The 12,039-nt window shown below is 46.4% G+C and carries 9 protein-coding genes and 1 rRNA gene; 1 reads left to right on the top strand and 9 read right to left on the bottom strand.

Annotation, left to right across the window (positions count from 1 at the left end):
* From AC1TPC_RS07800 to gyrA, 3 genes are all read right to left on the bottom strand, one after another.
* Positions 1-311, bottom strand: a 16S ribosomal RNA gene (locus tag AC1TPC_RS07800); the annotation flags it as partial.
* Between the two features lie 387 nt (positions 312-698).
* The gene (locus tag AC1TPC_RS07795; protein ID WP_482066286.1) at positions 699-1,769 is read right to left on the bottom strand and encodes an HD-GYP domain-containing protein; all 1,071 of its coding nucleotides are present in this window, start codon (positions 1,767-1,769) and stop codon (positions 699-701) included.
* Between the two features lie 110 nt (positions 1,770-1,879).
* Entirely contained in the window at positions 1,880-4,363 is a 2,484-nt protein-coding gene (gene gyrA / locus AC1TPC_RS07790) for a DNA gyrase subunit A (protein WP_482066285.1), read from the bottom strand.
* Between the two features lie 286 nt (positions 4,364-4,649).
* Between gyrA and AC1TPC_RS07785 the strand changes: the two genes are divergently transcribed.
* Positions 4,650-5,423 carry a YheC/YheD family protein gene (locus tag AC1TPC_RS07785; RefSeq protein WP_482066284.1) on the top strand — a complete coding sequence of 258 codons (774 nt, stop codon included), beginning with the start codon at positions 4,650-4,652 and terminating at the stop codon, positions 5,421-5,423.
* A 29-nt stretch (positions 5,424-5,452) separates the two neighbouring features.
* Here the strand turns inward: AC1TPC_RS07785 and gyrB are convergent, their stop codons facing one another.
* The 6 genes from gyrB to dnaA all read right to left on the bottom strand — a co-directional run bounded on the left by gyrB (position 5,453) and on the right by dnaA (position 11,908).
* Positions 5,453-7,363, bottom strand: a complete 1,911-nt coding sequence (gyrB, locus tag AC1TPC_RS07780) for a DNA topoisomerase (ATP-hydrolyzing) subunit B (protein ID WP_482066283.1) — start codon at positions 7,361-7,363, stop codon at positions 5,453-5,455.
* 46 nt (positions 7,364-7,409) lie between these two features.
* Entirely contained in the window at positions 7,410-7,661 is a 252-nt protein-coding gene (gene remB / locus AC1TPC_RS07775; protein WP_012772007.1) for an extracellular matrix regulator RemB, read from the bottom strand.
* 30 nt (positions 7,662-7,691) lie between these two features.
* Positions 7,692-8,801 carry a DNA replication/repair protein RecF gene (recF, locus tag AC1TPC_RS07770; protein WP_482066282.1) on the bottom strand — a complete coding sequence of 370 codons (1,110 nt, stop codon included), beginning with the start codon at positions 8,799-8,801 and terminating at the stop codon, positions 7,692-7,694.
* A 28-nt stretch (positions 8,802-8,829) separates the two neighbouring features.
* The gene (gene yaaA / locus AC1TPC_RS07765) at positions 8,830-9,045 is read right to left on the bottom strand and encodes a S4 domain-containing protein YaaA (protein ID WP_482066281.1); all 216 of its coding nucleotides are present in this window, start codon (positions 9,043-9,045) and stop codon (positions 8,830-8,832) included.
* Positions 9,046-9,082: 37 nt separating this feature from the next.
* On the bottom strand, positions 9,083-10,225 hold the full coding sequence (dnaN, locus tag AC1TPC_RS07760) for a DNA polymerase III subunit beta (RefSeq protein ID WP_482066280.1): 1,143 nt from the start codon (positions 10,223-10,225) through the stop codon (positions 9,083-9,085).
* A 327-nt stretch (positions 10,226-10,552) separates the two neighbouring features.
* Positions 10,553-11,908: a chromosomal replication initiator protein DnaA gene (dnaA, locus tag AC1TPC_RS07755; RefSeq protein WP_482066279.1), complete on the bottom strand. Its 1,356-nt coding sequence runs from the start codon at positions 11,906-11,908 to the stop codon at positions 10,553-10,555.
* Positions 11,909-12,039: the final 131 nt, after the last annotated feature.

Here is a 12,039-nt window from a genome sequence, read left to right as displayed (position 1 = left end):
CGATCACCCTCTCAGGTCGGCTACGCATCGTCGCCTTGGTGAGCCGTTACCTCACCAACTAGCTAATGCGCCGCGGGTCCATCTGTAAGTGATAGATTGCTCCATCTTTCCCGATTCGGTCATGCGACCAAATCGCGTATCCGGTATTAGCATTCGTTTCCGAATGTTATCCCAGTCTTACAGGCAGGTTACCCACGTGTTACTCACCCGTCCGCCGCTAATCTTATCCCGAAGGACAAGATCCGCTCGACTTGCATGTATTAGGCACGCCGCCAGCGTTCGTCCTGAGCCAGGATCAAACTCTCCAAATGGAAGTTTTCGCTTCGACGCGATGTCGAAGAGAAAGCTTCATGTGTTTGAAATGCTCATTACTTTTTATCGCTTTTTCTTACAATTCGTTAGAATCGTAAGGGCAGTTATTACTCGTTGTTCAGTTTTCAAAGAGCAATCTTTTCTTTCGTGTCGGCCGTGTGTCTCATTGGCGACTTAGATAATATATCACAAGCGCCTAAGCCAATGCAAGTATTTTTTTCATTTTTAGTGAAAAAGTTTTTGCCTTAGCATTTTAGCTCTAAACCTGACTATGTTTTGCACTAACCTTCTACAATAGAAAAACAGTAAGTACGGTGCACACTGCTTGAGGTCAATCCCCTCTCTGCAATGATCCGTACTTACTGTCCATTTCAAAAGAAGCGATCTTATCTGAACACTTCTTTTATATGTAGATGTCGATCAACGATAAGATTTACGATTATTCCGTCCAAGGATACCCACGGCCTGGTTGGATGATTGCGATCCGAAAATACAATTTCACCAATCCGCTCATCGCTAAGCCTCACGATTGTTCCATTATGGAACTGAGTGGCTTTCTCTACAAAGGTTCGAACGTAGGCCGGATCCAGCTTTCCGAATGCATCGCTTTGAATTTGTTCCAAAACAAGATAAGGTGATGTTGCCTTCCTGTATGCCTTGTTCAAAGTCATAGCGTGAAAAATATCAGCAATAGCTACAATTTTGGCGTAAGGATGGATTTTTGTCGCATCGATCCCAAGCGGATACCCCGTTCCGTCTACCTTCTCATGATGCTGCAGCGCAGCCATTTTCACGCCTTCATTAAGAGCAGGAACATTTTTAAGTAATTGATATCCAAGAACCGTATGTCGCATCATTTCTTCTTTTTCTTCTGGCGATAATGGATTTGGCTTAATCAGAATTGCTCTGTCGATTTTGACGTTCCCGATATCATGGAATAAACCTGCGAATGCAACTTGCATCCAATCTTTTTGAGGAAAGCCGGTCCATTGTGCAATCAGATAGGAAGTCAGTGCAGAGGTAATACTGTTATGAAGCAAATAATCCTTCTCCATGAATTGTCGCGGTGTAAACGTCAGCAAGTTATAGCTCTTAATATGCTCCAGCAACTTTTCAAGCTGCTTTCGGATATCCAAGACAGGCAAGGCTTGCCCCCCTATAAAAGAGTTATATACTTTACGCAGCACATTAAGCAATTTGTCGTACTCATCATGTAGGAGAGTTTCGACGAATACAGGTGTAGGTTCCTGAACTGCAGCCTCATCATCTTCACCTGTTTTGCTTGCTGCTTGGTTCGCTTCAATTTCAACACTTATGATAAGGAAAGCTTGCAGTATTTCTATTTCTTTGGCCGTAACGATCTTTCCCTTATGAAATAGAGTACCGCCTAGCGGGGTGAGGACATCTTCAATGATTTTGTCGCCTAGCTTAAGATGTGATAACGTTACCGCTGCCACGAGAGTCCTCTCCCTCTGTGCTTGAATAGTATGTATGGCTGTACCTTATATTAAAAAGCTAAAAGCAAGCTGATGCCGTTATGCATCGGCATCAGCTGCCTTCAACCCGCTTATTCGATCGGCTCCTCGCCGCCCTCTTGCTCTTCACTCTCATCGGAAACTTCATTTTCTTCGCTGCGGGCAACACGGGTAACTGTCGCTACCGTATCATCCTCACGCGTATTAATGAGTTTTACACCCTGCGTATTCCGGCCCATCGTCGATATGCCTTCCATGCTGGTGCGGATCATCGTTCCGGATGCCGTCATAATCATAAGGTCCTCATCGTTCTCAACGACCTTAAGCGATACGATTGGTCCGTTTTTATCCGTTACGTTAAGCGTCTTGATCCCTTTGCCGCCGCGGTTCTGAATACGGTAATCGGCCACTGGAGTCCGTTTGCCGTAACCTTTGGAGGTAACGATAAGAATATCCTTATCCGGCACGATGACGTCCATATCAATTACGGTATCGTCATCATCAAGCGCAATACCTTTTACGCCGGTAGCGGAACGTCCCATCGAACGAACATCCTGCTCCGAGTAACGGATGGACATCCCTTGTGCTGTTCCCATGATGATCTCCTTGTTGCCGTCAGTCAGCTTCACGCCGATTAAATCATCGTCCTCACGAAGCGAGATCGCGATTAATCCAACTTTCCGAATGTTGACGTAGTCATCAAGCGGAGTCTTCTTCACAACCCCTTGTCTTGTAGCAAAGAACAAGAAGTGCTCCGAATCAAATTCTTGAACCGGAATTACCGCATTGATCGTCTCGCCTTGTTCGATTTGAATGAGGTTGATGATCGGCGTTCCGCGAGCTGTGCGGTTGAGATCAGGAATCTCATAGGCTTTGAGCTTGTATACCTTGCCTTTGTTCGTGAAGAACAGCAGGTAGTGATGCGTATTGGATACAAACAGATGCTCGACAAAATCATCATCCTTTGTGCCCATGCCGACTACGCCTTTACCGCCGCGCTTCTGGCTGCGATAAGTACCGACCGGCAAACGCTTGATATAGCCCGTATGCGTAATGGAGATGATTACATCCTCACGTGGAATAAGGTCCTCATCGAGAATTTCTTCATCGCTTGCCATTAGCTCTGTGCGGCGCTCATCGCCGAAACGCTCTTTCAATTCGTTAAGCTCCGTGCTAATTATATCAAGCACAAGCTGCTCATCGGCAAGAATCGCTTTATATTCAGCAATTTTACGCATAAGCTCTGCGTATTCTGCTTCGATTTTGTCTCTTTCCAGACCAGTCAAACGCTGCAAGCGCATATCCAAAATCGCTTGCGCTTGCTCATGGCTGAGCGAGAATCTTGTAATCAATCCTTCACGTGCTTGATCAGCCGTTTGGGAGCCGCGAATTAAGGCAATAACCTCATCCAAATGGTCAAGCGCAATTCGCAAGCCTTCGAGAATATGCGCACGAGCCTCAGCCTTCTTCAGCTCAAACTCGGTACGGCGGCGAATAACCTCGATTTGATGCTGCAAATAATGATAGAGCATATCTCGAATGTTAAGCGTCTTAGGCTCACCATTTACGAGCGCCAGCATATTGATACCGAAGTTGGATTGAAGCTGCGTATGCTTGTACAAATTATTCAGCACGATGCTTGGGTTCACATCACGACGAAGCTCTATGACAACACGCATACCGTTGCGGTCAGATTCATCTCGCAAATCGGTGATGCCTTCAATTTTCTTCTCGCGAACGAGCTCAGCTATTTTTTCAACTAAACGGGCCTTAATGACTTGATATGGCAATTCATGCACGATGATGCGCGCTTTGCCGTTGTTCTCCTCAATTGTCGCCCTTGCCCGCATCGTTACCGATCCGCGGCCTGTCAAATAGGCTTGGCGAATTCCCTGGCGACCCATTACAAATCCGGCTGTCGGGAAATCGGGACCTTTAATATAATCCATTAGCTCGACTGGCGTAATATCAGGGTTGACAATTAGAGCCTGCACCCCGTCAATAACCTCGTTTAAGTTATGAGGAGGAATATTTGTGGCCATACCAACGGCAATGCCCGTAACCCCGTTTACGAGCAGGTTCGGATATCTAGCTGGCAATACAACCGGCTCTGATTCTTCTCCATCATAGTTGGGCGCGAAATCAATCGTGTCCTTGTTGATGTCACGAAGCAGTTCCATCGCGATCTTCGAAAGCCGGGCTTCCGTATAACGCATGGCTGCTGCAAAGTCACCATCAATTGAACCAAAGTTTCCGTGTCCATCCACGAGCATATAACGCATGGAGAAATCCTGCGCCATCCGTACCATCGATTCATATACTGCCGAATCACCATGCGGATGGTACTTGCCGATTACTTCGCCTACGATTCTCGCGGACTTCTTATGCGGCTTGTCCGGTGACATGCCTAGTTCAGACATCGCAAACAAAATGCGTCGATGCACAGGCTTTAGACCATCCCTAACATCGGGAAGAGCACGGCTAACAATGATACTCATTGCGTAATCCATAAAGGAATCACGCATTTCCGTACCAATATCCCGATCTCTTATAGATATACGTTGTTCTTCCGCCATGATTTACCTCCCTGACGCTATCTATAGCTACTCTTAAATCAACATAACCCTTATATTACTTTCTCAAAAAGCGAGCATATAAACCTTTTTTGCTCATGCTTTTGGAATTCCCGCAAAACTAGTTTCATTTGTCGTTAAAAATAGGTGTATTACCGCTCTCCATACAGGTAAAACCGCCATAAAATAAACAGACCCAACTTTCATTATACCACTCAATTCTATGTCTGTCTCCTGCATCATTTGAAATCCATTACAAGTAAAAAGCATTGCGAGAGGAGAAATATCGTTGAGCATTCAACGCGTTACGAGTAAATGGACTAAATCAAAAATCATGCTCAAATCGGATTATTTACGCCAATATATGCCTCCATCAAAGCTATTCAACCGCGGCAGCCTTCATTCGATGCTAAGCGAATATGGCATGGTCTACGTCAAGCCGATAAACGGTACGGCTGGCAATGGCGTCATTCGTGTTGAACGAACAAACACTCCTGCTCTTGGATATCGCTACCAGCTAGATACAAAGGTCATGTTTTCCCCAAGCTTTGAGCATCTTTATCAAAGGCTGGTTAAGAAAAAGAAAAAACGGAGATACCTTGTTCAGAAAGGGATCCATCTGCTCAAGCACCAGAAGCGCCGCTTCGATATCCGCGTCATGGTTCAAAAAAACTTGCGCCATGAATGGGAAGTGACCGGTATTATCGGCAGACTCGCCCATCCAGCCAAAATCGTGACGAATTACCATAGCGGCGGCACGCCAATGGGTCTTGATAGACTTATGGCCGATCACGCTTCGCCTTCTGAGCTTGAAGCATTTAACAACCGGCTTAGAAAGCTGAGCATCACTATTGCGAATAACCTGCAAGCGGCTTATCCGAATTTGAAAGAGCTGGGCGTCGATATCGCAATCGATACGAAGCTGCATCCATGGATTTTGGAAGTGAATACGCGTCCTGACCTCTACATCTTCCGGAAGCTGCCCGATCAAAGTGTATTTCAAAAAGTATATCGCTACGCCGCAGCATACGGCCGCCTAAAAAAAAGAAGCAGACGTCCATAATGGGCGGCTGCTTCTTGCAGTTCATGTCATTAAAAGTCTAGATTTGTTACATATCTAGCGTATTTCTGAATGAAATCACGACGAGGCTCAACGTTATCTCCCATGAGCGTATCGAATACGACATCGGCTTCAATCGCATCTTCGATCGTTACCTGCAGCATCGTACGGCTTTCCGGATCCATCGTTGTTTCCCATAGCTGAGTAGCGTTCATCTCGCCAAGTCCTTTATAGCGCTGTACGTTTACTTTAACGCCTTCGCCGAATTCCGCAATAATTTTATCGCGCTCCTTCTCGGTCTGCGCATAGCGGATTACTTTATTGCGCTCAATTTTGAATAGCGGCGGCTGTGCGATATAAATATAGCCCGCATCTATAATTTGGCGCATGTAGCGATAGAAGAACGTTAGCATAAGGGTGCGAATGTGCGCACCATCGACGTCCGCATCGGTCATAATTATAATTTTGTGGTAGCGCGCTTTGGATAGGTCAAAATCATCGCTAATGCCTGTGCCGAGCGCCGTAATAATAGCCCGAATCTCCGCATTGCCAAGAATCCGATCGAGGCGCGCTTTCTCAACGTTCAAAATTTTACCGCGCAGCGGTAAAATCGCCTGGAAATGACGATCGCGACCTTGCTTCGCGGAACCGCCGGCGGAGTCACCTTCTACGATGTAGAGCTCGCTTATCGAAGCGTCCTTGGAGGAGCAATCGGCAAGCTTACCTGGCAGAGAGCCGACTTCAAGCGCGCTCTTGCGACGAGTCAGCTCACGCGCTTTGCGCGCTGCTTCGCGGGCACGTGCGGCTTGCAAGCCTTTTTCTACGATTTTGCGCGATACCGCTGGGTTTTCCTCAAGGAACTCTTGCAGCTTCTCGGCAAAAAAGGATTCTACGATCCCGCGGACTTCACTGTTCCCAAGCTTCGTCTTCGTTTGTCCCTCAAATTGCGGCTCAGGAATCTTCACGGAAATAATCGCCGTCAAGCCTTCACGCACATCGTCGCCGGAGAAGTTGGAATCGTTGTCCTTGATCAGGTTCGATTTGCGGGCATAGTCATTAATGATCCGTGTCAGTGCGCTCTTAAAGCCGGACTCATGCGTTCCGCCCTCATGGGTATTGATATTATTCGCAAATGAATAAATGTTCTCGGTATAGCTGTCGTTATATTGCAAAGCGACCTCAACATGGATATGGTCCTTCGATCCTTCAACATAGATCGGCAGCTCATGAAGCGGCTCGCGAGTACGGTTCAAATATTTAACGAACTCGATAATGCCGCCGTCGTACATAAACGTATTCGATACGCCTGTACGCTCATCGGAAAGCACAATCTCAATCCCTTTATTCAAAAACGCCAGCTCGCGAATACGCGATTGCAGCGTTTCATAGTCGAATACGGTAGTCTCCGTAAAAATTTCACTATCCGGCGTAAACGTAACCTGAGTTCCTGTCTCCGTCGTTTCGCCAATGATTTTGATATCATACTGCGGAGCACCCTTGCGGTACTCTTGCTGATAGATGTTGCCATCGCGTTTTACTTGAACAATGACGAGCTCGGACAATGCGTTTACGACCGATACGCCGACCCCGTGCAAGCCGCCGGAAACTTTGTAGCCTTCTCCGCCGAACTTGCCACCCGCATGCAAAACAGTCATAACGACTTCTAGCGTCGATTTTTTCAGTTTTGCATTCTCGCCTACGGGAATACCCCGTCCATTATCAATAACGGTCACGCTGTTATTCTCATGCACGATAACTTCGATTCTCGAGCAATAACCGGCCAAAGCCTCGTCAATACTGTTATCGACAACCTCCCATACGAGATGGTGAAGACCTTTTCCACTAGTGGAGCCAATATACATCCCCGGACGTTTGCGTACCGCCTCTAATCCTTCCAGGACCTGTATCTGACTCTCGTCATACGTATGCTGCTCCAAAGACATGCAACTTCACTGCTCCTCTCAACTGCTCTTCCTGACCGCCTTCGCTCTAGCCGTTTGCCGCAAAATGATGGGCTCTTTTCTTCAGCGTAGAGGATGAAATCGGCGAATAATATATTTTCTGCTTCGTTACAACGATCGATTTCGGCTCTTCCTCGCCTATCGTCTCAACGTCCTTGCGCTTGCGTGCTCCCGCAACGAATTGCTTGGATAGTTTAGAGGACTGCTCGATAGATATATCAAAAATGGCCACCAGCTCTGCAGCCCGAATTATTTTCTCGCCGCCCAAATGGATGTACATGCCCTCTTTCTCACCTCTCCTATTCGCAATTTAACGTGTCACTCGGCCGTCATGCACATGATAGATGCCGGCATCTTGAAGCCTGCTCACATTCACGCTTTCAAGGCCGGTCGTTGTAATAAAGGTTTGTACTTTGCTTTGAAATGTCTCAATAAGCTGGGTTTGACGATTCTGATCAAGCTCCGACAGCACATCGTCAAGCAGCAAAAGCGGGTATTCGCCGATTTCCTCGTTAATGAGCTCTATTTCTGCCAATTTTAAAGATAGGGCCGTCGTTCGCTGTTGCCCTTGAGAGCCGAATATTTGCGCTTCTTTGCCGTTTATAAAAAACGCCAAATCATCGCGATGCGGACCCACAAGCGTAACCCCTCTGCGAATCTCCTGATCTCTCACCTGTGTTAACTTTATCATAAATTGATCAAATAAAACAGTTTCATCTTGCTGGGCATCCGCGTCAAATGAAGGACGGTACTCAATCGTGAGCTGCTCAGCACCGTTCGTTATGCCCGAATGAATTTGTTCTGCAAACGTTTGTAATTTATGTATAAAGTGTTTCCTTTTTTTCATAATTTTAACACCATGCTCTGCCAACTGCATATTCCACACATCCAGCATCGTCTGATTCGCTCCACCAGGATAGGCGGCTTTCAAAAAGTTGTTGCGCTGCTGAAGCACTTTTCCATACTGCTGCAGTGTATACAAATAGCCGGGCTGTACTTGTCCGATTTCCATATCGAGAAACCGTCTTCGTATACCCGGCGTGCCTTTTACAATTTCGAGATCCTCTGGCGCGAACATAACGACATTGACCGAACCGATGAAGTCGCTGAGCTTTCGCTGCTCGAGCCCGTTTATTTTCGCTTTCTTTCCTTGAGCGGAAAATAGCAGATCCAGCTTCATCGATCCGTATTTCTTATCTACCTCGCCCGATATGCGAGCGGAATCGGCCTGCCAGCCAATAAGCTCCTTGTCCTTCGACGTGCGGTGCGACTTGGTTAGCGCAAGCACGAATATCGCTTCAAGCAAATTTGTTTTTCCCTGGGCGTTAGGACCAAGAAATACATTCACCTTATTAGGCGTTTGCAGGTCGAGATCGCTATAGTTCCGATAATTTTGCAGCTGTATGCTTGTTAAAAACAATGTTTTGACCTCCCGGTCCGTTGGTGCGCTACGCTTTGCTTACCGTAAAAACGCCGCAGCCTTCAACCTCTACTTTATCCCCAGCATACAATTTTCTGCCTCGGCGGTTATCTGCTTCCCCGTTGATCATGACGGTATTCTCCTGAAGGAAAAACTTCGCATGACCGCCGGTTGAGATGCAATCCGAAAGCTTCAAAAACTGGCCGAGCGTTATATATTCCGTCTTAATGCCGATTTCCTTCATCGAGATGGGTCATCCCTTTCTTCGCTTAAGCGCTTGGTTAGCCTGTCGTTCTGTAAGGCAAGATGACATACATGCTGTACGCATGATCCATAGGACGAATGATAATCGGGCTCATTGCGCCTGTAAAGCCAATGAACAACTGCTCGCTGTCAATAACCTTAAGCACATCGAGCATATATTTGGAGTTGAAAGCGATTCTTAGCGGTTCTCCGTTAAACTCTATCGCTTCGAGCTGCTCGGTTACGCGGCCAAGCTCGGTCGAGCTGGATGATATTTCGATGGACCCGTCTTCAAGTGTCATAAGACGAACGATATTCGTTTTTTCCTCACGGGACATCAAGTAGGCACGGTCAATCGAGTCCATTACATTTTTTGTATCAAGTACAAGTTCTGTTTTGAACGTTTGCGGAATAATCTTAGAAGTATCGGGATAGGTTCCGTCGAGAATACGCGTATAGAACAACATGTTTCCAAGCTTAAATAGAACCTGATTGTCTGCTACAACGATATCGACAAGCGCATTTTGCTCAGGAACAAGCTTCGAAAGCTCAATAAGCGTTTTAGCCGAAATAACGACATTGCTGAATTTGAACTGGGAGTCTGTGTCGACTTGTGCAGTGCGGCTTGCCAGACGATGGCGGTCGGTTGCGACAAATTTCAGCTCGCCTTCAAGCAAGTTCCATAATACGCCCGTCAAAATAGGTGTTTGTTCGCTAGTCGAAGCTGCAAGAACGGTTTGACGAATCATCGCTTTTAATAAATCGCCAGGCAATTGAAGCACTTCATTTTGTTCAATAGACGGAAGCACTGGGAATTCCTCTGGATCTAGTCCGACCATTTGGATTTCAGTTGAACCGGAGCGAATGATCGTTTGATACGTATTGCTCACTTCGATTACGACTTGTTCGGAAGAAAGCTTTTTTACGATTTCGACAAAAAATTTGGCTGGTAAAACGACGCTTCCGGGTTTATCCACATGTGCAATAACGAATTGATCTCTCTCCACAGGGATATAGCTTTGAATCGATATATCGGTATCGCTTGCGGTTAGTGTTACCCCAAGGTGCGTAACTTCGATTTTGATACCTCCGAGGATCGGTATGGCAGGGCGGGAGGAAACAGCCTTCGCTACTTGCTGGATCGCGTCGTTTAATTCATTTTTTGAGATTGTTAAATTCATGGTTTCACTCCTAGCGTTCTTATAAATTCATCCAAGTATGAGTTCGCACGAACCAATGTTGTTGGGTTCAAGAGGCGACAGCCGTTTACGCTTTAAATATAAGGATGTATAAATTTGATCTTTATACGATGCTTATATTTCTGCGCGAAACGAGCTTTTGCCTTTCAGAAAAGGCGTCAGCCGTTTACGCTTGTTTGATGATGTTTTTTTAAAGATTTTTAGTAGTCGTAGTAGTAGGGGCCCTGAATATGTGGATAACCCCGTGGAAGACCGATAAAGCAAGCCTATCCACATGTGCATAGCGTGTGCATAGGCTTGCTTAGTTGTTCACATATGATTTTTGATTTTTTCGGTCAGGTTTTGAATGATTTTGTACAGGTCCTGATCGATCTTTAGCTGCTGCGTAATTTTCTCATGGGCATGGATGACGGTCGTATGGTCACGGCCTCCGAATGCCTCACCGATCTTAGGCAGCGAGAAGTCCGTCAGCTCCCGCGATAAATACATTGCGATTTGCCGCGGAAAGGCTACGGCCTTCGTCCGTTTCCGCGCTTTGAACTCCTCAAGCCGCAGTCCGTAGAACTCTCCAACTTTTGTCTGAATATCAAGCATCGTTATCATTCTAGGCCGGCTGGAAGGAATGATATCCTTGAGCGCTTCGGCCGCCAAATGCGACGTAATGTCAGCATTTATTAAGGAGGAATAGGCGACTACCCTAATAAGGGCGCCTTCCAATTCACGAATGTTCGTATCGATTTGATTGGCGATATAGATCATTGCTTCATTCGGAATATCTAAATTTTCGGCTCGTGCTTTCTTGCGCAAAATGGCGATCCTCGTCTCCAGGTCCGGCGGCTGAATGTCGGTAATGAGTCCCCATTCAAAGCGGGAGCGGAGCCGATCTTCCAACGTCGGAATTTCCTTAGGCGGGCGATCACTTGAGATGACGATTTGCTTTCGTTCCTCGTGCAGTGCATTAAAGGTGTGGAAAAACTCCTCCTGCGTCTGCTCTTTTCCGGCTAGAAATTGAATATCGTCAATAAGCAGAACGTCGATATTGCGGTATTTCGTACGGAAGCTCTCGCCGCGGTTATCGCGGATGGCGTTGATGAATTCGTTCGTAAATTTCTCTGACGAGATATATAGAACCCTGGTATTGGGGTTATGATCCATGATGTAGTGGCCAATTGCGTGCATCAAGTGGGTTTTTCCCAGCCCAACGCCACCATACAGAAATAATGGATTGTAAGCTTTGGCCGGTGCTTCCGCAACAGCAAGCGATGCTGCATGCGCAAAACGGTTGTTCGCTCCGATTACGAATGTATCAAACGTATATTTCGGGTTAAGCATATGAGTAGGCGTTGCTTCTTCGTTCATGACAGGGGAATTTACCATTCTCGGCGGAAACATATAAGCCGGTTCCGCGCCCTTAAGTTCTTCTATAGAGAAACGAACATCTACCTGTCTTCCCAAAAACTCGAACAGTGTCGTTCGAATTAGCTTCGTATAACGGCCCTCCAGCCATTCGGCCGCAAATGTTGTCGGCGCTGTTACTTCAAGCATAGAATCATCGACAAAAGAAGCCTTCGTCGCTTTGAACCAGGTGTCAAAGCTCGGCTTGCTTAATTTAGTCTGGATGATTGACAACACTTGCTGCCATAAATCATAGGTATGGCTGTCCACAGACTGTCACTCCTTATCCAATCGCCTCGAATGGCGCAGTTACAAGAAAAAATGTCGAAAATCAGGGTTTTATAACGAAAGCATCCACATTATACAGAAGAATTTGCGAATGAGTTATAAATAGGGGATGA

The sequence above is a fragment of the Paenibacillus sp. Y280 genome (assembly GCF_056786335.1).
This window is presented reverse-complemented; position numbering and strand designations above follow the sequence as displayed.